Source organism: Flavobacterium olei (assembly GCF_039749035.1).
In the GTDB taxonomy this organism is placed as follows: Bacteria; Bacteroidota; Bacteroidia; order Flavobacteriales; family Flavobacteriaceae; genus Flavobacterium; species Flavobacterium olei.
Map to the genome: position 1 here is coordinate 403,097 of NZ_JBDKWC010000005.1, position 24,188 is coordinate 427,284.

Here is a 24,188-nt window from a genome sequence, read left to right on the forward strand (position 1 = left end):
TAATTGTTTTCGGTCAAAATTTCTCTATTTAGAATAAATAAAAATAAAGCAAAAGTAAAAATTTATATTCTTAAACCAAGAATTATTTGAAGTAAAAAGTCTTTTTGGATAAGCTATTTTAAATCTTAAGAATCACTTAAGCAGATTTTAATTTTATTTTGAGTGAAAATGTCAAATTGAAATTGTTTCATAGATAGAAAACCCCATTTAAAAATGATGCCGCAATGAAATCTTGTCAAAAAATGTCAGGGTTTAAATTTTAACTGTTAAAGTTGATTTAAATCAGTGAAAAATCAAAAGTAATCGTTTTGTATTTATTTCTGCTAAAGCTATTTGGTTGTATTAAAATAGGTTATCGATATTTTGAAAATTTTATTTAGAATAATTATTAATAATTCTGCTTTTTTTTTCAGTTTAAAACAGACTGAAAGTTCCATTTTAAAAAAATTATTGTTGATAACTGTTTCGCATTTTCAGGGAAAACCGAAGCTTTTGAGATGTTTAAAACTTCCAACTAAATTTATAGAAAGACCTAACTGATTGCAAATTACGAAACACTGAACCCCTATCGAAACGATTTAAAATTCATTTTTTTTCGATCGTTTTTCAACTGTTGATAATTGATTAGATTTTTAACATCAAAAACTGGACACGAGAAATAACTCCGACTTAAATTTGTATAATTAGAATTACAGCCGAATTTTCAATTCGGTTTTTCTATCTGAATAAGTCACTTAAAAATCTATATATATGTCTATTTTCGATAAACGAATCAATTATAAACCTTTCGAATATCCTGAGGTTCTGCAATTTACTGAAGCAATTAATAAAGCGTACTGGGTTCACACCGAAGTAGATTTTACTGCCGATACACAAGATTTTCACGCACACTTAAATGACGCTGAAAAGACTGCAATTAAAAACAGTTTACTCGCTATTGCGCAGATTGAGGTAGCGGTAAAAAGTTTCTGGGGTAATATCTACGAACATTTTCCGAAACCGGAATTTAATGGTTTGGGAACTACTTTTGCAGAATGCGAGTTTAGACATTCGGAAGCGTATTCCCGATTGCTCGAAGTTTTAGGGTACAATGACGAATTCGAAAGACTGTTGGATGTCCCTGTAGTTCGCAGACGTGTAGATTATTTATCGAATGTTTTAAAAGATACCAAATCTCAGGACAACCAAAAATATATGGTGTCCCTTATTTTATTCAGTATCCTGATTGAAAATGTATCGTTATTCAGTCAGTTTGCTATTTTACTGTCTTTTACCAGATTTAAAGGTTACATGAAAAATGTAAGTAATATTATCGCGTGGACCTCTATTGATGAACAGATTCATGCCAATGGCGGAATTTTTATTATCAATAAAATTCGCGAAGAATTTCCCGAATATTTCAATGCAGAAACTTTACAATTAATTAGAGAAACCGTAAAGGAATCCATAATTGTGGAAGCAGATATTCTGGACTGGATTTTTGAAGACGGCGCAATTGAAACCATTAATAAAGAAGATTTGGTAAACTTTATGAAATTTAGAATTGACGAAAGTTTAAAACAAATTAATATCGAAACCATTTTTAATGTTTCGCCCGATGAATATAGTAAAATGACCTGGTTTGAAGAAGAAGTTTTTGCAAACAGTCTGGATGATTTCTTTGCAAAAAGACCTGTAGAGTACACGAAACACGATAAGAGCATTACAGCAAACGACCTTTTTTAATACAAGCCCATACAAATTATGAATACAACAGATATAAATCCGGAAAATTTAGATACGCGAACGGAAGGAAAAATGTGGTGGAAAAATTCTGAAAGTGAACAGATTTTAAACCGCGGTTATCTTCTGAAAGGAGAAACCGTTGAAGGTGCAATTGACAGAATTTGTACCGCTGCTGCGAAAAGACTTTACAAGCCTGAATTGAAAGAGTCTTTTATGGAAATGATCGAGAGAGGCTGGATGAGTATAAGCTCGCCGGTTTGGGCCAATATGGGTACAGAAAGAGGATTACCGATTTCCTGTTTTAATGTACACGTTCCGGATAAAATTGAGGGAATTACACATAAATTGGGTGAGGTGATCATGCAGACCAAAATTGGTGGCGGAACTTCCGGTTACTTTGGTGAATTACGCGAACGCGGAAGCGCCGTAACTGATAACGGAAAGAGTAGTGGAGCAGTAAGCTTTATGAAACTTTTTGATACTGCGATGGATACCATTTCGCAGGGCGGAGTTCGTCGTGGTGCTTTTGCAGCCTATCTGGATGTCGATCATCCGGATATCGAAGAGTTTTTAAAAATAAAAAGTATCGGAAACCCAATTCAGAATTTGTTTACCGGAATCTGTGTACCCGATTACTGGATGCAGGAAATGATTGACGGAGATACGGAGAAAAGACAGGTTTGGGCGAAAGTTTTAGAAAGCCGTCAGCAAAAAGGTCTTCCTTATATATTTTTTAGTGATAATGTAAACAAAAATAAACCTCAGGTATATAAAGATCAAAATTTGCGAATTAACGCAAGTAATCTTTGCAGCGAAATTATGCTTCCGTCTACTCATGACGAATCATTTATCTGCTGCCTTTCTTCAATGAACCTGGAATTGTATGAAGAATGGAAAGATACGGAAGCCGTAAAATTAGCGATCTTTTTCTTAGATGCTGTTTTACAGGAATTCATAGAAAAAACCGAAGGCAATTATTATCTTGCTGCAGCCAATAAATTTGCCAAAAGACACCGTGCTTTAGGATTGGGAGTTTTAGGATGGCATTCGTATTTACAGAAAAATATGATTCCGTTTGAAGGAATGGAAGCTAAAATGAAAACAACAGAGATTTTCAAACATATCAGCGACAAAGCAGATAAGGCAAGTCAGGAACTGGCAAGAATTTACGGTGAACCGGAATTGTTAAAAGGCTACGGAAGACGTAACACCACTACAATGGCAATCGCACCAACTACTTCGTCTTCTGCTATTTTAGGACAGACTTCTCCAGGAATTGAGCCTTTCAGCAGTAATTATTACAAAGCAGGTTTGAGCAAAGGTAATTTTATGCGAAAAAATAAATACCTTAAAATTCTTTTAGAGAAAAAAGGCCTGGATAACGAAGAAGTCTGGAGAGGCATCATGTTGAACGGTGGAAGTGTGCAACACATGAACGAACTAACTCAGGAAGAAAAAGACGTTTTTAAAACGTTTAAAGAAATTAGTCAGTTAGAGATTGTGCAGCAAGCCGGAATTCGCCAGAAATTCGTCGATCAGGGACAAAGTTTAAATCTGAATATTCCGGCAGAACTGGCTATTAAAGATGTAAACCGTTTGATGATCGAAGCATGGCAGCAGGGCGTTAAAAGTTTGTATTACCAAAGAAGCCAGAGTGTTTCTAAAGAATTGGTTACAAGCCTTGTCTCGTGCAGCAGCTGCGAATCATAAAAATTTAAGCCGGATCTAATTAGATCCGGCTTTTTTTTATAGGTTGTAACTAACCGTTTTTCTCTGTCGCGAATTACACGAATTTTCACGAATTTAATTAAAAGATTTTTAGAAATTGCTCAAATGAAAATTGATAATAGTGAGCGATGAATTACCTTCGGCCAATTGAAGTTTTTTTAGTTTACTTTTTTTTTCTCGTTTTATTAGTACAAATTCGTGTAATTCGTGGTAAAAAATCTCTCTATAGAAAATTACTGCATCTATTTTGCAAAGAGTGTCCACGGAATTGCCTCCAAAAAAACATTTCCAAAAAACATCCGAAAACACTAATTTAGCATCGCATTAATCCATTCCAAAACCAAAATAAATTCCTAAATGGAGAATATTTCCGTAATCATAATGCTGCTTTTTGGCGTAGCATTTCTTAGTCTTGTTAGTAAAAGATATAATTTTCCAATTCCGATTGTATTAGTTTTATGCGGTGTCATAATTAGTATAATTCCCGGACTTCCTGTAATAGCTTTAAGTCCCGAAGTGGTTTTTTTATTATTCTTGCCGCCCTTATTATACCATTCTGCATGGTACACCAGCTGGTCCGATTTTAAGCATGCTATTCGCCCCATTACACTTGCCGCTGTTGGATTAGTCTTTTTTACCACATTTGCCGTTGCTGTTGTCGTACACGAATTAATAGATGATATTTCCTGGCCGTTGGCTTTTTTGCTGGGTGCCATTGTTTCGCCTCCAGATGCAGTTTCTGCGGCATCAATTACAAAAGGACTCGGACTGAATCCCAGGCTGATTGCGATTCTGGAAGGCGAAAGTCTGGTTAATGATGCAAGCGGACTTGTAGCATATAAATATGCGTTAACTGCCATAACTGCAGGAAACTTTGTGCTGTGGGAAGCGGGTTTTAATTTTGTATTGATGTGTATCATTGGAATTGCAATAGGACTCGCAGTTGGATTTATCATGAGTTATATTCATAAAAGATTTGTGTGTGATGAAGTCATCGAAACCACTCTGACATTACTAACTCCGTTTTCATCCTATCTCCTTGCCGAACATTTTGAAGGTTCAGGGGTTTTGGCAGTTGTAGTGACAGGTTTATTTCTTTCGGCTCGTTCCGGGACTATTTTTACGCACGAAAGCCGGATCATGACGGGAACAATCTGGAATGTATTGACCAATATCTTAAACGGTCTTATTTTTATCTTAATTGGACTTCAGTTACGCGAAATCATTTCCGGGATCGATAATTATTCCGGAATGTCCTTATTTATCTGGGGTGCGGTTGTCAGTGTTGTTGTAATTTTGGTGCGGTTCTTATGGGTTATTCCGGCCACAATGCTGCCAAGATTTTTCAGTAAAAGAATCCGGAAGAATGAAGAATTTGATTATCGCAACATGATTATTTTCGGATGGTCCGGAATGCGGGGTGTGGTGTCTATGGCGGCTGCTCTGGCACTGCCGCTTTCTATAAGTCCAAATCAGGCTTTCCCTTTTCGAAATCTGATTATTTATCTGGTATTCTGCGTTATACTTTCTACTTTAGTGATTCAGGGTTTGACACTTCCGTGGATTATTCGTAAAATGAAAGTACAGCCTTACTCGATAATTGCTGAAGAATACAATATCAGAAACATCATAGTTTCGGAAACGATTACTCATATTGAGGATAATTTTTCTTTACTAAATGATGATTTGCTGCATAATATTAAAAGTAAATATGAAGTCAAATTTAATCGTCTGCAGAAAACAGAACTTCCCGCCAATTTCTTCGGGAAAGGAAATGTAATGGGCGGTCAGGTTTTTAATGATTTTACCAAAATTCAGATTGATCTGCTGAATGTAGAACGTTCTAAATTAGAGAAAATGCATAAAGCAGGTTCGGTAAACGAAGAAATTTTCAGAAAAATAGAAAAAGAATTAGATCTCGAAGAAACCCGTCTATGGATGGAAATGTATGAAGATTAGTTTTTTAGTTCTCAGTTCTTAGTACTTAGTTTCCGGTCAATAATAATTAGTTCTGATTTTCCATTAAGTTTAAAATTTTAGTGGCAGCTTAATCAGTAAAACCATGATAAAGTACTAATGCAAAGTACAAAGTACAAAATCCATGAACCAAAAACTAAGAACTAAGAACAAAATAAAACTATATAACCCCCATTTTCTGCATTAAGAAAGTAGCACTTTTATTTTTGCAGATTCCGTTTCGGAGCTTGTAATCGAAATGCAGATCATTGTTTTGAATTTCCACCTCAAAACATTGATTGATTAAAGTTTCAGGATAGTCATTTGTGGTCAGACATACCTCAATATCATGAGTGGCAATAGCACCAATAGCGTTTTTCGAAATTATTTTCTTAACTACTTCAATTGTTCCGTTTCGTTTGTCATCTGAATTAGTTCCGCGTAAAATCTCATCTAACAAAACAAAAGCAGGTCTATCTTCCAGTGCTTCCATAATCTGCTTCAAACGCTTAATTTCGGCAAAAAAGTACGATTCACTATCCGACAAGGAATCTGATAATCGCATTGAAACCAATACTGGAAGTGGATGTATTTTAGCTTCTGTAGCACAAATAACTGAGCCGATTCCGCCTAGTACCATATTAATTCCCAAACTTCGTAAAAAAGTACTTTTTCCGGACATATTGGATCCGGTCAGAATAACAAATGACTGGGGATAAAATTCCGTATCGTTTCCGATTCTGGTTTCCGGATTTAATAAAGGATGACTCAAATTTTTAAATTCGATTTTATAATCAGAATTAATTTCAGGAAAAACAAAATCGGCATTATTGTACGCTAAATTTGCCAGACTGTTCAGTGTCTCTATTTCCCCAATGTTATCCATCCAGCCCGAAATTTCAGAAGCATAATTTTCTTTCCATTTTAAAAGTGCTCTAAGAACATGAAGATTAAATAAGAAGGTTCCGTTAAACAATGTGGCTGTTACAAAATTATTGATAGTGTCCATTCTCGAAAAAAGTTCAGACAGCTGCTTTAAATGCTGGCTGGCTTTTTCATTTTTAAAAACGAAAATCTCCTGAAGCCGGATTAATTTTTTTGATTCAAAAGTCTCGTTTTCTATTTTCTCAATCAGTAAACCATAATGTTTCATGATACTAGCGATATTGTCCGCTTGTGCAATTTCTGATTTAATTCTTTTGGTTGCCGCTCCCAAAACCATTAAATTGGCGATAAAAACGTAAGTGACGTACGATAAGATTATAATTTTGGAAGTTAGAAAATACCAGGCCAGCAGTCCGAAAAATAAAACAGGAAATACAATTGAAAGTATAACCAAAACTTTAGGTAAAGTATTATTTCTAAAAGAAATCCAGTGTTTTATTGCCTCATACGATTGTTTAGAATCCTGACTTATTATTCCTAAAGCCTGAAATTCCTGTCGCCAGTTTAGTTTGTTTTTAAGTTCCCGAATGGCTTGCTGATTTTCGAGAATAGAAGTTTCAGAAAGTGTGCCCAGCAATTTTTCTGCGAGCGTTCTTTTTCCGATAAAAGTGGAAGTTCTGTTTAGATTTTGAAATAAAGAATGTTCTCCAAAAATATCTAAATCGTAGGCATACGGATGATGAAAATCGATAAATTCGGATCCGTTTTCAAAAGAAGTTTTTTCTCTTTTTAAAAAAGTAATCTCGTTTTTATTAATCTTTAGGAGCGTTTCTGCAAAAAGTCTCTGAAAGGAGACTTTAGAGTGTATTTTCATTAAAAAAAGAAAACCAATAAAAGACAAAACAGCCGCAGAAACAAAAAGTATTTCATTTGTTTTGATGTAATAAAACATAAAAAACAAAAAAAGAAAAATACTTAATAACCTTAAAAGGCTGATGCTGTTGTATTTTTTATTGGTTTTATTGTATAATTCTGAATATTCTGTAACCTTGTCTAAATATGCTTTCATTGTATTTATTTGCTGAAATACAAATATAGCTTTTAAGTTACAAAACCATCACTTTTGGTATTTAATCTTCGTGCATGATCATAACCGGAATCTGAACTTCTTTTGAAATTTTCTGACTGAAACCGGAATCGAAAAGATTTTCAAAAAACGAACGTTTATGTGTAATTGTCGTTAAAATATCAATGTCTTTGTACAATACAAAATCCAGAATGGTTTCTTTAACTTCGTCGCTTGGTAAAACCAGGAACTCTACATTTTCACCCGCAAATTCGTTTTCCCATTCTTTTCTCGTGGCATCTGTCACATCAGAATTGGAAGTTTTTACATAAAGGCTTTTTACTTTAGCATCTGTTTTTCTTGCGATTTTTAGAATTTTTCTGAGTTCTTTTTTGTCTTTTTCACGGTAGCGCGTAGTAAAACCTATAGTTTTGATTTTTTTATATTTAGCCTCGGCAGGAACACACAAAACAGGAACATCGACCCCTGCAATCACAGAGTTGGTATTAGAACCGGTAAAGAATTTGGTCCAGTCAGAGACGCTGTTGGTTCCCATTATTACAAAATCAATCTGGTCTTCTTCAATTGCATTTTTCAGGTTGTAGATCAGATCTCCGTCCATTAAACGGTGTTTGATCACAATGTCTTCCAGATTGCGTTCCATTGCAATGGTTCTCAGTTTCGGAATCTCATCTTTAAACATTTCAAATTTCGCCAATTCGATTGAACTGTAAATAGAGGCGTAATTTTCAGGAAAAAACTGGCTGTCGTAAACCGGGATCTCAAAAGTGTGAAGCAGAATCAGTTCGGCTTTTACAATCTTAGCAAATTCTAAGGCATGAACAAACGCATTGGTTGCTGCGTCAGAGAAATCGGTTGGGAATAATATCTTTTTCATTTTTATTAAGATTATGGTTTGTCTCTCAAATTTACTCATTATAACAGAAAAACAACCTGATAATTATCAGTAATTTAACACTTAATAATTTGTTAATCTTCTTTATTTTAAAGGTTTTATAAGATAATTTGAAAGAAAGATTCCTCAGAATAAATTATCCTTTTTTAATATCTTTGCAGCATGATAAATCAAGATTCTATAGTTGCTCTGGCTACGCCTTCGGGTGCGGGAGCTATTGCCATCATTCGAATTTCCGGTCAGGAAGCTATTACAATTGGTAATTCTGTTTTTAAATCTGTTAAAAATAAAGATTTAACTAAACAGAAAACCCACACTTTGCATTTGGGTCATATTGTGGACGGAAATAAGACATTGGACGAAGTTTTGGTTTCGGTATTTAAAGGACCAAATTCCTATACCGGCGAAAATACTATCGAGATTTCGTGTCACGGATCTACTTACATTCAACAGCAGATTATTCAGTTATTGCTACGAAACGGATGCAGAATGGCAGATGCCGGAGAATTTACTTTGAGAGCTTTCTTAAATGGAAAACTAGATTTGTCCCAGGCAGAAGCTGTAGCAGATTTAATTTCATCGGATAACGAAGCTTCACATCAGATTGCCATGCAACAAATGCGCGGAGGTTTTAGTAATGAAATTGCCAAACTTCGCGAAGAACTTTTGAATTTTGCCTCCTTAATCGAACTGGAACTGGATTTTGCAGAAGAAGATGTAGAATTTGCAGACCGAACTCAATTTCATGAATTATTAAACAGAATTGAATTTGTTTTAAAACGGTTAATTGATTCCTTTGCAGTTGGGAATGTGATAAAAAACGGAATTCCGGTGGCCATTGTAGGGGAACCTAATGTTGGAAAATCGACTTTATTAAATGCGCTTTTAAACGAAGAAAGAGCCATTGTTTCTGATATTGCCGGAACAACTCGCGATACCATTGAAGATGAACTGGTAATTGGCGGAATTGGATTTCGATTTATCGATACGGCCGGAATTCGCGAAACGAAAGATGTTGTGGAGAGTATCGGAATCAAGAAAACTTTCGAAAAAATAGAGCAGGCGCAGGTCGTAATTTATCTGTTTGATGGTTTAAAATTTCAGGTTTCCAGTTCTGAATTTGTCAATGAAATTGAACAGATCAAGAACAAATATCCATTAAAACCATTACTGATTGTAGTAAACAAAAAAGATATTCTGTCTGAAGAGGAAGTGTCAAATATTACCAATAAGTTAGAGAATTTAAATGCAAAACTGCTGTTGATTTCGGCAAAGCAAAAGATTGGAGTTGAGGATTTAAAGAATGAATTATTGTCTTTTGTAAATACCGGTGCACTCCGTAATAATGAAACCATTGTTACCAATACCAGACATTATGATTCGCTATTAAAAGCTTTGGATGAAATCATGAAAGTGAAATTTGGTTTAGAATCTGGACTTTCCAGCGATCTGATGGCACTCGATATCCGGGAAGCGCTATATCAATTTGGACTGATTACCGGACAGGTTTCTAATGACGAATTACTGGGGAATATTTTCGCTAATTTTTGCATCGGGAAATAACCGAAAAAAATATAATATAAATGGATAAAAAAAGAGCAGAAAATGTTACTATCAACATTTTCTGCTCTTTGTGGTTTACATTCGAATACAGATTTTTGTGTATCCTTACAGACATTTATTCTTATCAAAAATAGATTGCAGCTGCTCCATGACCGATTTTACTTTAAAATCAGTTTTTTCGATGGCATCAATAATTTTAGGACAATCGCCAAAAGCTTCTCTCGACATTTTTCTAATTAAAGAATCTGTACCTATTGCCAGGTGGCTGCCGGCAGATTTTGCATAACCAAAAACCAGTTCTTCGCTGTTCTTTTTTCCGAAGAAATAGGAGGTACTTGCCGGAGTAATTACCCTGCTGGTTCCGCCCGCATTTGGTCGGTTGCTGGCTTCTTCTACAATATAACCTATTTTTGCATTTTTATTAGAAACCATGTAAAACCATCTTTTTTTGCCCGATCGGGAAAATTTTCCTGTAAAAAGATTTGCCGTTGTAGCATAATATTTTTCGGCCGTATACACAACGTTACTATCATCTGTAAATTCAATTTTTTTAATATCCGAACTTGAAAATTTTTCTTTTGCTGCTTCTTCGTTTGCCTTAAATTTTACTTTAGAATCATTATAAGCCACTTTTTCGGCAAGTCCTTTTTTAACAGTTCCATCTTCCATGTACAATACGGCTTTAATATACTTGGCATGTATTGTTGTTGTGCATAATAAAAAGATTGCGAAAATTAAACTGGCTTGTTTCATGAGATTTTTTTTTGTAATAAATATATTATTTTTTTATGATTTTAAAAGGCAGCAAATATAAAAGGAATCTTAAAACCAGCGCATACCTGAAATCAGGTATATTGTCCGTTTTTTTCTACTCTTTGGCGATTATTTCTAATTCAAAATTAAAATTAATACATATATTCGCAAAAAATTTTGCGAATGAAAGTAATATTACCTTTATTAATTTTTAGTTGTTTTATTAATGCCCCTGTTTACAGTCAGAACGAAACCAATATTACTTATGGGTTAAAGCTTGGCGTCATTCATTCTACCTTTAGCAATTTACCGGAAAGTATTAAAGGACGAGATAATACCTTTGATAACAGTGTTATGGAAAGTAAAGGAAAGCTGGGTATAGAAGGGGGTTTCTTTATTAATTGCAAGCTTTATGATACCCGTGTCGCGATACAGCCTGAAATTTTGTTTCGCCAATCGGGAGAAACAATAAAGTACCGTGATGCAGTTGGAAAAGAATTTGAGCTTGGACTTAACTATGCTTTTTTACAAATAGGCGCCTTATACAAAGTATATCCATATGAAGGTCTGAATCTGGGTTTTGGAGCTTTTTACGGAATTAACCTGTCTCCAAACGATGTTACATATACTTCTAACGAAGCAGGCGGCATGTACGATGTAGCTACCCGACAGTTTTATAAAGACGGACTAGACGGTGCTGATGATTTCTCACTTTGTGTTGCATTAGGGTATGAACTTCATGAAAGCATTCATTTTGATCTCCGCTACTATTTAGGCGTTAAAGATATGGTTAAAAGTAATGCATCTTCTTTTCAGTTTATTGAAAATCAAAACAAAAGCAGTGTCTTTAGTTTTTCGGTAGGCTACAGTTTTCATCAATGGTAATTTAATTAAAAATGAAAAAAATTATTCTGCTTCTATTATTAGTAAGCACCAAATTTCTATTTGCACAGGGAGACCGTGAAATTACGTACGGACTTTTTGCCGGCGGAATTTATTCTAAAATGTCAAATCTGCCCGATGTGATAGTACCAAAAGGTATATATGAAGGATACACTTTAGAAGAAAAAGGAAAGTTTGGCGGAACGGGTGGATTTTTTATCAACTGGAAATACCCTTATGCCAAAGTCGCTATCCAGACGGAAGTTTCCTATTCTGGTCAGAGTACGGATCTGAATTATGAAGATGTAAAAGGGCTTAAATACAAAATGACTTTTGGATATAGTTATATCAATCTCGGCGCTCAGCTTAAGTTTTATCCAATAGAAGGATTTTATATAGGTGCAGGTCCGTATGTGGGTTTTAATATTTCAAGTGACAATATTAAGTATTCATCAAATGCACAGGAAATATTTGCAGATTCGGGAGTTTATTTTGAGCCGGATGCCAATGTGCAGAAAGTTCTTAAAGAATCTCTTACCGGTAAAAATTATTTCTACGGTATGTTATCCATGGGATATGAATTCAATTCTAAATTATCTGTGGGAGCCCGATACACTCTCGGTCTTACAGATGCTTTAATGACGGAGGAAAACGGACATCGTTACAGCGAAAACAAAAATAAAATCAACAGCATTTCCCTGATTATCGGTTATTCTTTTGATTTTGATGATTTAGGAAATTTCTAGGTTTTCCATACTAAAAAACCAATTAGGTTATGAAAAGAAAAATGTTTTCTGCAATTGTTTTTACAGCATTATTTTGCTCCTGTACTGCTTTTTCTCAGGAAAAAATCCTGCCCGGAGGCGTTGCACAACCTTATTTCTGGCTAAAATCCAGAAATACCGGCGAGAATTATTATTGGGAAAATAACAGTACAAATAAAGAAACAAAGGTATCGGCCAATAAGCATAAAGGCACTGCTTTCAATTATAATCCGAGTATTGTTTTTGATGCAGCTCACGATTCGTTGATCGTTCCTCTTGGTGTGGATAGTAAAAGACGTCAGACCCTTTTTATGGTTTATAAAGTTAATGACAGTTTGAAGGAACAGTTTTTATGGACTATAAATGATCCTAAAAAAATAATTTCGGCTGCGACCAATAAACGTTTAGTTGATTTAAAGAAATATTCCTATCAATCGTATCAGGAAAAAATTAAACCTCACAAAGCCAATATTCACTTCTTTCAGCAGAATGTTACAGATACTGTGGCAGAATTTTCGTCTTTAACGATTGGACAAAAATCCAAACTTGAAAAACTGCCACCTGAAGATTTTAAAGGCAATATTAGTGAAATCGTGGTTTTTAACCGTGTTTTATCAGGATTAGAAACTCAAAAAGCAGCAAGTTATCTGGCCATAAAATATGGAATCTCTCTTTCTCAGTTTGAGAATAAAAATTATGTAAACAGTCAGGGTCATACGATTTGGGACTTAGAAAAACATAAAGGATTTAATTCCTCTATTACAGCCGTAGGACGTGATGATGCCAGCGGGTTATTGCAGAAAAAAAGCAATAATATGATTGACGAAGGAATGTTGACGATAGAAATGAAAAGCAAGTCCAACCAGATTCCCAACAACTATTTTACTTTCTGGAGTGATAACGGTAAAAATCTGTTAGTAAAAAAGCAGGAGCAGGGAGAACCAATTGGTATTTCCAGAGAGTGGCAGCTGGATTTTGCAAATCCTTCAGATATAACGTTAGACTGGACTTTTGATCCTAAATTTATAAAAGGAACTTTACCCAAAGATACTTATTACTGGCTTTTGGTTGATTATTCAGGAAAAGGAACTTATGATGAAAACGACTCAGAATACATTCGTTTAGGAAGTACGTCAAGCTCAGAAAAATTAGTTTTAAAGGATTTTGACTGGAACAAACACAAAACCGGAGTTACAAAATTTACTCTTAAAATAGCGCCTCAAATGTTTAGCCGCGTGTGGATTACAGAAGCTGTTTGCGGCGTTTCCGGCTCTGGTGAATTGAATTACACCATTGAAGGCGGAGAAGCGCCCTTTACCGTAACGGTAAAAAAAGAAGGAAGTGCCGCTGTTGTAAAACAATGGAATCAGGCGGCGAAAAGTCAGAATGGTGTACAGCTTTCATCGGGAACTTATGACTATATTGTTAAGGACAAAAGAGGGAATCTGTATTCTGAAACAGTTTTTGTTGCCGATAAAGAAGGAACATTTCCAAACCTGAAATCTCAATATTTATTGACCGATGGAAACGCCGTCCTTCTGGATGCCGCAAAAGATCTTCCCGCAGGAAATTATCAGTACGAATGGTTTTATGAAGGTAATTTTGTTGATGATAATCCGAAATTACTGGTTGATCAGCCGGGTAACTACGAACTTCGATTAATAAACGATCAGGAATGTAAGACTTCCATGAAAATAGCCGTAAACACAGACGGGAAAGAAATTAATGATTCGAGTATTTTGATTTTATATCCAAATCCGACGCCAGATGGAAAATATGCGATCGCGATGCAGTTTCCTAAAAAGACAAATGCAACAGTACATGTGTATGCTGTAAACGGTTCGCTGCTAAAAGAAACCAAATACAATCAGATTGAGACCTACCTGCATGAAGATGTGATAAAGGGTGCAACAGGAATATATCTGGTAAAAGTGAGTTCCGATTTCGGCACTAAAACCTTTAAAGTCATTCTGAAATAATTCGGGTTTCAATTTAAATTTGAAGCTGTAATCAATATAATATTAACCGGTTATCCCAAATCGTTTATTCTGTTTTATGAAAAACAAATCCATATTACTGTTACTTTTAATTGGTACTTTTTTATTTGCCGCCAATTTTGGAGAATATAAAATCGTATCTTTTTTTTCTCAAAATATCTCAAATGAAAAAATCTCCAGTGGAAATTTGGATTCTAAGGCAATTTCTACAGATGAAAGTCAGACAACAAAACTTTTTACAGCTGATATTCAGGAAGGAGTTATCGGAACTGTAAATTCTGAAGATATTGACGATGCCTATGATAATGTTTTCCATTTAAAAATAGACGAACTCCCAAAAGCCTCTGAATACGCTTATCTAGAATATGAGCTTTTTGGTTACGATAACAGCGCATCGATTTCAAGAAGTTTAAACAATCAGCCAAGTATTGGAGGTCAGTTTTTGTCTCAAAACAAAGCCTGGACGCAACAATCTGAATTATTGTCTGATAAATCTTTGCGAACAGGAGACAACGTACTTTTATTTACAGCGCCAGAAGGAGTTAAAAACGGATATAAAATTAAAAATATACGCATTGTATATAAAAATAAAGCGTCACTCCAGAATCTGACACTTTTAAAAGCAGCGAGTAAATTATATATAAAAGGACCTAATTTTTCTTCACAAATAAAAAAACTAACCATTGCCGGAATTGCCGTAGATGTAAACCAGCCGGAATTTGAATTGATTTTGGATGCTGAAAATGCCGGAAAATCAGTTTCAGTATTAAAAGAAATGGTGACCGGAGTTATTGTCAAAGAAAAGATCGATTTAGAACACTTTTTAGAGGTTGACACTTTCAGACCAATGGGAAACGCAAAAGAGCGTATTTTTCAGAATATTAATGTCGAAAAAGAAAATATTCTTGCGTACAAAGAATTTGGAGCAGTTTTTCCAGCTGGTGCTTTAAAGCAAAACATTTCGGTTTCGGTTCGCGGACTTAGAACAATAGATATTGCGCCTTTAAATTCGGCAATGATAAATGTAACAGGTACTAATGCAGGTTACAGGTTATTGCCGCACGGAACCATTTTTGAAAAAGCGGTAACCTTGTCACTTCCTTTCAACAAAGAAGCAATTCCGGAGGGATATACGGAGAAAGATATTAATGTATTTTATTTTGATGAAAACAAGCGCCTTTGGCAGGAAGTAACCAAAGATTCTCTGGATATTAAAAATGGAATCATTAAAGCAAAAACAAATCATTTTACAGACTTTATTGCGGGAATTATAAAAATGCCGGAATCTCCGGAAACTTCAGGTTATACGCCCACAAGCATAAAAGACTTAAAAGCAGCCAGCCCGTTGGTAGGGGTTCAGTCGATTGCACCGCCTTCGGCAAACGGAAGAGGAACCATGAGTACAGGTTTTTCTATTGTGATTCCTAATGGAAGAGGAGGTATGCAGCCTTCTTTTAACCTGCAGTACGATAGTGATGGCGGACACAGTTGGGCAGGAACGGGCTGGGATATTTCAGCACCATCGGTAAATATAGAAACCCGTTGGGGAGCACCCCGCTACGATGCCTCAAATGAAACCGAAAGTTATTCTATTTCAGGAGAAGCTTTAATTCCGAATTCGCATCGTGCCGAATGGATTGGCAGAACGCCGGATAAGCAATTTTATCCAAGACGCGAAGGCGCTTTCCAACAGATTATTCGTAAAGGGTCATCACCTAAAAATTATTATTGGGTGGTAAAAGACAAAAGCGGGGTTACCAGTTATTACGGAGGAAATGAATCGGGTATGAGCACTAATGCTCTTTTACAAGATGGCTCTGGAAATGTAGCACAATGGGCGCTTTGTCTTCAGAAAGATTTAAAAGGAAATACGGTTGAATACGAGTACGACAAAAAAGACGGAGAATTATATCTTAAAAAAGTGTATTACACTGGTTTTGGTTCTCAGAAAGGAAACTACAATGTAACGTTTGTTAAAAACTCCGATTTAGGAGAAGCCAACCGTCAGGATGTCCAGGTTTCGGCAAGATTAGGATTTAAGCAATTAAACAATCAATTACTGCGAAAAATTGAGGTGCGTTACAAAAACGAAATGATCCGCAGTTACGAATTAAAGTATAAAGAAGGAGCATTCAGGAAAACCTTATTAGAATCTGTCTCAGAATACGATTCAGAGTCCAAATTGTTCTACACCAATACATTAGATTACTTTGATGATGTTCGTGATGCTTCGGGAAAATATACTCCTTTTGGGGCAGAGCAAAATTGGAATGTACCAAATGACAATTTACGAAATACTTCGATTCCGTCTTTCAGTGATGTATTGTTTTCAGGAAAACATTCTTTGGTAAGCAGTACTGAAGGTTCTACAGAAGGGGTAAGTTACAGACTTGGAATTGGGCTGGCAACAAACGCAGGAAGTCTTAAAGGTTTTACGGTCGGTGGTCACGGAGGTAACAGCTGGGGTAAATCTGAAAGCGCCGCAGTATTAGAAGATTTGGATGGCGACGGACTGCCAGATAAGGTTTTTAGAAATAAAGACGGTGTTTATTACCGAAAAAATCTTGCAGGTTCAGGTCAGTTAGGCTTTGGTGAATTACAGCAAATTAACATCAATGATGTTGGATTTTCGAAGTCAACGTCTTATAACTGGGGAGTCGATTTGAATCTGAAATATGGAAATATTGGTTATGATCAACAGCGCTCTACCAATAAGACAAAAGCATATTTCATGGATTTTAACGGCGACGGATTAGTAGATTTTGTCCGTAACGGTCAGGTATATTACAATAGGTTAGAAAACGGCATACCCACTTTTAAAAATAACAGTACAGGAACTCCATCGCCTGTTTTTGGAGGAGGAAATATCAATATTCCGGGATTTACCACGATTTCGGCAGAAGAAATAGAAAAACAGAATCCGCTGCACGATGTTGTACGTATGTGGGAAGCCCCCGTAAAAGGTATTATCTCTATTTCACATGAATATCGATTAATTGAAGATACAACTCCGGAAGGTATTAAGGCCCGTGCCGAATATGTTAATAATGCGGGAGTTAACAAAGCAGATGGCGTTCAATTATACTTTCAAAAAGGAAATCAATTAGTTTGGAACGAAGCTGTTTCAGCGACAGACTACGCGCAAAAATCGAGGCAAAACACAAGAATTTCTGTTGAAAAAGGAGAACGCTTATATTTCAGGGTAAGTTCTGTAAAAGACGGAAATTTTGATGAAGTGTATTGGAATCCGAAGATTACGTATTCTCAGTTTAAACATTTTGACAGAGGCATCAACGGGAATATAGCAGAAATTGATTTTATAGTACCCGCTTCTTTAAGAGATGTTAATACCTACTCACTGGCAGCTTATGAGGCAAACACTGATTTTTTTAGCAGTTCGATTGCAGGAAAAACAATTCCGGCTGCAGGAAATGTGGTTTTAAAAGGCATTTTAAATAAGCCTGTAACTTCAGATCACTTGAAATTAGTAATCAGAAAAAGTTATCTGGATCAGACCAGTCCGTCTGTAATAGTTTTTGAAAAAACATTTTTAGCCAATGAAGCGGTTTCTTTTGATTTAGCATCTGTCTCATTGCCCGCTTTCGAAGCCGAAACACAGATCAGCCTGGCTTTAGAAACGGCAACAAACATCAACTGGCAGACTGTTTCGTTTGCTCCAAGTGTTATAGTACCAACTTACGCAGGCGGAACAGTTGAAGAAGTGCCAATCGAAGTTTCTCATTTATTATACAATAAAAGAGAAGGAAATTACAACATTCCGGGTGTAACTTCGACAGTTGGCGGAAAAGTGAAATTGAGTATTTTGCCACAGGATTTAATTTTAGCAGTTCCTTTTCAATACCCTGGAAACATTAATAATTATAATGGAGAAGTTATTGTTTCGGCTAAACAAAACAATGTTTTATTAGCACGTAACCGTTACCAGATTACAGCGGGTACTTTAGTAATACAAAATAATGCTTTTGACAATGCAGTTAATTATCCCGATGCAGTTTTAGGAGAAGCGATTCAGTTAGAAATCACAGTCTCAAATGCGCAGTCCGGCATTATTCTTAAAAATTATCCAAAAGCCGGTGCGCTTCCCATCCAGGTTGAAGTAACAGATTTAAAAGACCTCGCAGATCTTACGGATGATGTAATTTTTACAAAATCTACAGATGATTTTGCTATATATAGTTTGCTGAATGCAGACGAAAGGATGCTTGGATTATACCAGCGTCAATGGGGTGGATTTGTAATCAACGGAACTTTAGCATCAAACATTATAGATCAAACGAAGTTAAAACAATCAGATGCTTACAACAATGAGCCAGATTTAAACAATACCGATCCCGAAAATTACGACGGAAAAGGCTACGAAATGGCCAATAACTATTTTGTGTCTTTAAATCCATCTTATACTAAAACAAAATGGGAGGGTCTGGAAGAAGGAGTATTTATTAAAGGACCAACTATAGGAACCTCAAGATTGGGTGAAGATGATATTTCAGATTACAGTGATTTCTCACTTCCAAATCTGCAGGGCGGGAGTACTTCTGCTCTGGATATGATCAGCGAAAGCAAGAGTAAAAGTATTTCTGCCGGAGCTTCTGCAGGAGGATCTGCCAGTATTGGTTACAGTAAATCTATTGATGGAGATTCGTATATGACGCAGACCATGAGCGATTTTAACGGAGACCGTTTTCCCGATTATGTTCGTGGCGGTAACGTACAGCTTACTGCCCCGGTTGGAAAAGTTTCTGATCAGATCATCAATATAGGCGATAATTTCAGTCATTCCATTACAAGTTCAGAAGGACCTAATTTTGGCGGAAGTTATAGCCACGGGGCTCCATCAAACTCCATGAATGTAACGATAGGAAAAGCCAGTGTAAAAAAAGATTCTTCCAAAGAAACCGCCTCAAAAGAAGCAGAAAAGGGAGGGAATTCTCTTTCTGTGAGTGCTTCGCAAGGAAAAGGAGAAGACCGTTCTGTAATGATCCATAGTGATATCAATGGAGATGGACTGCCGGATAAAATTACCGAATCCGGAGAAGTATTTTTAAATACAGGTTATGGTTTTTTACCTGCAGATAATTGGAACCTCAACAGCATTAACAAAGGAAATTCGACAGACTGGAGTGCGGGACTTGGATATAGTATTAAACAGGGATCTATTTCCGGGGGAGCAAACTATGCCAGATCACAATCCGATAGTGATGAATCTTTTATGGATATCAACGGAGACGGACTTGCCGATAAAATTCGATATTCAGGGAGTACGATGTTAGTTTCTTTAAATCTTGGAAATTCATTTGATACGCCGGTTGTGTATCCGAGATTCTCTGAGATGAACCAAAACAAGGGTGTAAGTTATGGTTTTAATGCCAATTTTTCATTTGATATTACAGTTTGGCTCCTGCGAATTACGCCTACTGTTGGCGGAAGTAAAGGATGGAGTACCAACCGTTCTGAGGGTACTTTTATGGATATTGACGGAGACGGAAACCTCGATTACGTAGTTTCCAAAAATGATGGTCACCTGACGGCTCAGCTTTCCAACATCAAAAGAACCAACAAACTTAAAAGTGTTACCAACGGAGCCGGAAACAGCTATGTGGTAGATTACGAATTAACTAAACCAAGTTATGAAAATCCTTCTGCAAAATGGGTTTTACAGTCGGTAGATGTTTTTGACGGACATACTGGTGACGGAATTGATCATTCGATTGCTAAATTCAGATATGAAGACGGTTACCAGGATCGCCGTGAGAGAGAATTTTACGGTTTCGGAAAAGTAATTCAGGAACAGATTGATGCGGCTGATAATTCGGTTTTTTCGACCTCAATTCAGGAATTTTACAATCAGGATTATTTCCGTAAAAATTTACTCAAACACAGTTATGTTTTAGATAAAAACGGTAAAATGCGTCAGGAATCAGAGAATGAGTATAGTTTTATTGATGTGACCACACAAGCGAGTATTCCCGTTTCAGAATTAAATTTACCTTCCTGTGATGCGAAACGCATTTTTGTGGGTCTTATTCATGCCAGTCAAAAAGTATACGAAGGCGGTAGCGATTATCTGGAAACGAATACGTTTAATACGTACGATGCCAACGGAAATATTATTCAATACGTAGATTTAGGAAACGGAACTGCCGGTGATAAAGTAACCGCTAAAATTAGTTATTACGAAAGTACAACACCATACTACGGCGGGATTCCGAAACAATTAGAAGTTTTTACAACTGAAGGCTTACGCCGAAAAAGAGCCACAACCATCAACACCACTACGGCAGAAGTAACTCAGATTAAAAATTACGCTGCTGCGGATAAAATTGCTATTACGGATATTGCTTATGATACGTACGGAAACCTGCAGAAAATTACCGGCCCTGCCAATCATAAAGCACAGCGTATGACTTTGGAATATACTTTTGATACAGAAAACCATCAGTATATGACCGACATTAAAGATGCCTTTGGGTATCAGAATAAAATGGAGTATGATTACCGTTTTGGTGTGCCATTAAAAACAACTGATCGCAACGACCAAAGTACTATTTATACTCTGGATACTAAAGGTCGTCCGGCAACCATAAAAGCGCCTTACGAAATTGCTTCGGGAAAACCATATACTATTGCCTACGAATATTTCCCGGAAGCAAAAGTTCCGTACGCGAAAACTAAAAATTACGATCCGGAATTAGACAAAGACATCGAAACCTACACCTATACCGACGGATTAGGAAGAGCGTTGCAGGTTAAAAAAACAGCCAGTTTGTTTACTCAGGCCGGAAGTGCCGATCAGGAAGCACAGATTATTTCAGGAAAAGTGATTTATGATGGATTGGGAAGACCGATAACCAGTTATTACCCAACCACTACGACCACAATAGACAATAATTTTAGTTCGGCAGTTTCCAGCGTTACGCCGACTAAAACAGAATACGATGAGGTTGGACGTGCCGTTAAAGTAACATTGCCGGATGGGAGTACCAACACAACCGTTTTTGCTTTAGAAAATTACGACGGCGTACCCGTTTTAAGAACGACTCAAACCGATGCTTTAAACAAAACAAGTCAGACCTATACCGATGCTACGGGACAGAATTTAGCCAGTATGCAGAATGACTTAACCACTAAGTTTGATACCAACGCTTTGGGAGAGATGATCAAAGTGACCGATGCGATGGATCATATTACCAAAAGCAGTTACGACTGGTTAGGAAGACGTGTAGAGTTTACGCATCCGGATGCGGGAACCACTACTATGCAGTACGATTTGGCGGGCAACCTGACAAGCCGAATTACACAAGACATTAAAAACACAGTGCCAAATGGCGGAGCTATAGAATATATATACAATTACAACCGTTTGGAAACGATTAAATATCCTAAAAACCCTCAGAACAATGTACAATACAATTACGGTAAAGCAGACGGAACACCGGCACGCCGAGGCAGATTGTGGTTTGTACAGGATGCGAGCGGCGGTCAGGAATTTTACTACGGAAAATTGGGAGAAGTCGAAAAAGAAATCCGAACGTTGCGTATTACGCCTACCGATGTACAGACTTACATTTCGCAATACGAATACGACACCTGGAACCGTATCCAGAAAATGACCTATCCTGACGGTGAGGTGGTAGAATATACCTATAACCGTGCAGGAAATCTGCAGAGCATGCAGGGAAAAAAAGAAAGTCATACCTACGATTACATCAAACAATTGAGTTATGATGAATTTGAACAGCGTAAATATTTGAAATACGGAAACGATACTGAAACCAATTGTACCTACGATCCTGTGATGCGAAGATTACAGCAGTTGCAGGTTAAAAGCGGTTCGAGACAAGTCATGAACAATTCGTACGGTTATGATGTGGTCGGAAACGTGCTGAACATTAAAAACACCGCACCAATTGTAAACAATACATTAGGAGGAACCGCTTCGCACGAATACCAATACGATGATTTTTACCGTTTAAAATCGGCAAAGGCAACCTATCAGGGCGAGTTTACCAAAGCCAGTTATGAGCTTAATATGAGCTATAATAAAATGCACAATATTACCAAAAAAAATTTGGTACATACTGTTAATAATGAGCAGAAAGGCTATGTTTTAGAATATAATTACGATAACGAACAGCACCCAAATGCGCCGAATAAAATTGCCGAAGCAGGAAAAACGATTCCAAGAGAATATGTTTACGACGGCAACGGAAACCCAACGAGTTATACCGAAGACCAAAACTTCAGAAAAATGACCTGGGACGAAGAAAACCGTTTAATGGGAATTAACGATAACGGAAGAATCCACCAATATACCTATGATGCTGGTGGAGAAAGAGTGATTAAAAGCTCTGGAGATTCACAGAACGTAGCAATAAATGGACAAACTGCTGCAACCATTGTACATACCGATGATTATACGGGTTATGTTTCGCCTTATTTTGTGATTAGCAAGGGAAAATTTACCAAACATTATTTTGAAGGCGCGGGACGAATTGTAAGTAAGTTAGGAAACGGAGCTTTTGCGCAGCCACTTAAAATTACAGCAGGCGGTGTTAATTATGGTAAACTAACAGCCGAACAGCAAAAAGCAATGGATGCCTACGTAAGAAGTTTAGGTTTACCGCCAGGACCACCAACACAACAGGGAATCTACGCAACACCAGAATTTACAGGAGATCCGTACCCTAGTGAAGTACTAAAACCAGTCGAAGAAAACCAGGAACCGCCTGAAGGCTGGCCGAGAAATCCTATTTTCAATGCGCCGGGAGATGTTCCCGGACCACCAGTACAATTTGGTCCGCCAGTAGAACCAGAAACAGTAAAAGCAAGTGAAGGTTTTACCGGAACCGGAATGCCGGAAAATGATATTTTTTATTTTCATCCTGATCATTTGGGAAGTACTTCGTATATTACAACCAAAAATGGTTCTATTTCACAGCATGTGGAGTATATTGCTTTTGGGGAGGTTTTGTTTGAGGAACATAGTTCATCTTTTTCTAGTCCTTATTTATTTAATGGAAAGGAGTTAGATCGAGAGACTAATTTGAGTTATTATGGGGCGAGGTATTATGATTTAAAAACTAGCCTGTGGTTAAGTGTGGATCCTATGAAAGAAAAAGGATTAAATATTTCTCCATATGTTTATTGCTTTAATAATCCATTAATGTTTTCTGATCCAACTGGGCTTTGGCCAGTTTATAATGAAAAAGGAGAATATATTGGTGATGATGGACGCAGTGAAAAAGGAAAAGATCTAGCTTTTACAGGTGAAAAAGATGGTAAAGGAGGCTTTAAAAATCTTAAACAATTTACTGACAAGCACACACAATTTCAAAAAGCATCCAATGTAGTTAAACATGAATCATCGGGAGATCAGGAAGAAAGTTTATGGATTGCACATACAGCAAATAATGCACAAAAAAATCCAGCCGTTAATTGGAAAAAAAATAATAAAAACAAGGATGTTTTTGAACAATTAATGGATCAAGATTATTCAACAACACCTGCATCAGCTAGAACTGCACTTGGTACTAGCGATAATAGTAACGGTGCTAAAAATGCTAGAGCTGGTTTAATTAATGTTTTATCAGGTGGGGCAGATCCTACAGGTGGGGCAGATTTATGGGATGGATTAGATTTTCTATATAAAGGGTTTAAATCAAATAAATTTAAAGAATATGGATATGTAAGAATTGATTCTGGGCATTTGCAAAATTTGACTGAATTTTACTCATGGCAATCAAATAAAAATAAAATAAATAAAAATTGGTATGTAGATTGTATGTTTGAAATACATGGTAAAGTTCCGCATGTATATACATTTAATATTGCGTATTGGACTGGACTTGGTAAGGAATCAAAAAGTTATCAAGGAATTCGTTCAACAGGTTCATTTGGAGGTACAATTTTTTGGAATATATATAAAAGATAAA

11 protein-coding genes are annotated in these 24,188 nt (G+C 36.4%); 8 read left to right on the forward strand and 3 right to left on the reverse strand.

Annotation, left to right across the window (positions count from 1 at the left end; genetic code table 11):
• Positions 1 to 750: 750 nt before the first annotated feature.
• The 3 genes from ABEB31_RS15350 to ABEB31_RS15360 all read left to right on the forward strand — a co-directional run bounded on the left by ABEB31_RS15350 (position 751) and on the right by ABEB31_RS15360 (position 5,412).
• Complete coding sequence (locus ABEB31_RS15350) at positions 751 to 1,725, forward strand: ribonucleotide-diphosphate reductase subunit beta (protein ID WP_347052515.1); 975 nt, start codon at positions 751 to 753, stop codon at positions 1,723 to 1,725.
• An 18-nt stretch (positions 1,726 to 1,743) separates the two neighbouring features.
• Positions 1,744 to 3,435: a ribonucleoside-diphosphate reductase subunit alpha gene (locus ABEB31_RS15355; protein ID WP_347052516.1), complete on the forward strand. Its 1,692-nt coding sequence runs from the start codon at positions 1,744 to 1,746 to the stop codon at positions 3,433 to 3,435.
• Between the two features lie 375 nt (positions 3,436 to 3,810).
• On the forward strand, positions 3,811 to 5,412 hold the full coding sequence (locus ABEB31_RS15360) for a Na+/H+ antiporter (RefSeq protein WP_347052517.1): 1,602 nt from the start codon (positions 3,811 to 3,813) through the stop codon (positions 5,410 to 5,412).
• Positions 5,413 to 5,590: 178 nt separating this feature from the next.
• Here the strand turns inward: ABEB31_RS15360 and ABEB31_RS15365 are convergent, their stop codons facing one another.
• Both ABEB31_RS15365 and ABEB31_RS15370 read right to left on the reverse strand, forming a co-directional pair.
• A complete protein-coding gene (locus ABEB31_RS15365; RefSeq protein ID WP_347052518.1) occupies positions 5,591 to 7,363 on the reverse strand; it encodes a MutS-related protein in 1,773 nt (590 codons plus the stop codon).
• A 61-nt stretch (positions 7,364 to 7,424) separates the two neighbouring features.
• Positions 7,425 to 8,258 (reverse strand): universal stress protein, encoded by an 834-nt coding sequence (locus ABEB31_RS15370; protein ID WP_347052519.1) that lies wholly within the window; start codon positions 8,256 to 8,258, stop codon positions 7,425 to 7,427.
• A 180-nt stretch (positions 8,259 to 8,438) separates the two neighbouring features.
• On the opposite strand from ABEB31_RS15370, the gene mnmE reads away from it, so the two are divergent.
• Positions 8,439 to 9,839 carry a tRNA uridine-5-carboxymethylaminomethyl(34) synthesis GTPase MnmE gene (mnmE, locus tag ABEB31_RS15375; protein WP_347052520.1) on the forward strand — a complete coding sequence of 467 codons (1,401 nt, stop codon included), beginning with the start codon at positions 8,439 to 8,441 and terminating at the stop codon, positions 9,837 to 9,839.
• Between the two features lie 105 nt (positions 9,840 to 9,944).
• On the opposite strand, the gene ABEB31_RS15380 is transcribed toward mnmE, so the two are convergent.
• Positions 9,945 to 10,592: a hypothetical protein gene (locus ABEB31_RS15380; protein WP_347052521.1), complete on the reverse strand. Its 648-nt coding sequence runs from the start codon at positions 10,590 to 10,592 to the stop codon at positions 9,945 to 9,947.
• A gap of 183 nt (positions 10,593 to 10,775) precedes the next feature.
• On the opposite strand from ABEB31_RS15380, the gene ABEB31_RS15385 reads away from it, so the two are divergent.
• The 4 genes from ABEB31_RS15385 (at position 10,776) to ABEB31_RS15400 (ending at position 24,187) form a co-directional block, all read left to right on the forward strand.
• Positions 10,776 to 11,477, forward strand: a complete 702-nt coding sequence (locus ABEB31_RS15385) for an outer membrane beta-barrel protein (protein ID WP_347052522.1) — start codon at positions 10,776 to 10,778, stop codon at positions 11,475 to 11,477.
• Between the two features lie 11 nt (positions 11,478 to 11,488).
• Positions 11,489 to 12,220, forward strand: a complete 732-nt coding sequence (locus tag ABEB31_RS15390) for an outer membrane beta-barrel protein (RefSeq protein WP_347052523.1) — start codon at positions 11,489 to 11,491, stop codon at positions 12,218 to 12,220.
• Positions 12,221 to 12,249: 29 nt separating this feature from the next.
• Positions 12,250 to 14,217 (forward strand): T9SS type A sorting domain-containing protein, encoded by a 1,968-nt coding sequence (locus tag ABEB31_RS15395; protein ID WP_347052524.1) that lies wholly within the window; start codon positions 12,250 to 12,252, stop codon positions 14,215 to 14,217.
• A 76-nt stretch (positions 14,218 to 14,293) separates the two neighbouring features.
• Positions 14,294 to 24,187 (forward strand): RHS repeat-associated core domain-containing protein, encoded by a 9,894-nt coding sequence (locus tag ABEB31_RS15400; RefSeq protein WP_347052525.1) that lies wholly within the window; start codon positions 14,294 to 14,296, stop codon positions 24,185 to 24,187.
• Position 24,188: the final 1 nt, after the last annotated feature.

Bases quoted from the DNA above. Each gene is read 5' to 3' on its own strand.
- ABEB31_RS15390 (WP_347052523.1), top strand. From the start codon at position 11,489: ATGAAAAAAATTATTCTGCTTCTATTATTAGTAAGCACCAAATTTCTA.
- ABEB31_RS15365 (WP_347052518.1), bottom strand. From the start codon at position 7,363: ATGAAAGCATATTTAGACAAGGTTACAGAATATTCAGAATTATACAAT.
- ABEB31_RS15380 (WP_347052521.1), bottom strand. From the start codon at position 10,592: ATGAAACAAGCCAGTTTAATTTTCGCAATCTTTTTATTATGCACAACA.
- ABEB31_RS15385 (WP_347052522.1), top strand. From the start codon at position 10,776: ATGAAAGTAATATTACCTTTATTAATTTTTAGTTGTTTTATTAATGCC.
- ABEB31_RS15360 (WP_347052517.1), top strand. From the start codon at position 3,811: ATGGAGAATATTTCCGTAATCATAATGCTGCTTTTTGGCGTAGCATTT.
- ABEB31_RS15355 (WP_347052516.1), top strand. From the start codon at position 1,744: ATGAATACAACAGATATAAATCCGGAAAATTTAGATACGCGAACGGAA.
- ABEB31_RS15400 (WP_347052525.1), top strand. From the start codon at position 14,294: ATGAAAAACAAATCCATATTACTGTTACTTTTAATTGGTACTTTTTTA.
- mnmE (WP_347052520.1), top strand. From the start codon at position 8,439: ATGATAAATCAAGATTCTATAGTTGCTCTGGCTACGCCTTCGGGTGCG.
- ABEB31_RS15370 (WP_347052519.1), bottom strand. From the start codon at position 8,258: ATGAAAAAGATATTATTCCCAACCGATTTCTCTGACGCAGCAACCAAT.
- ABEB31_RS15350 (WP_347052515.1), top strand. From the start codon at position 751: ATGTCTATTTTCGATAAACGAATCAATTATAAACCTTTCGAATATCCT.
- ABEB31_RS15395 (WP_347052524.1), top strand. From the start codon at position 12,250: ATGAAAAGAAAAATGTTTTCTGCAATTGTTTTTACAGCATTATTTTGC.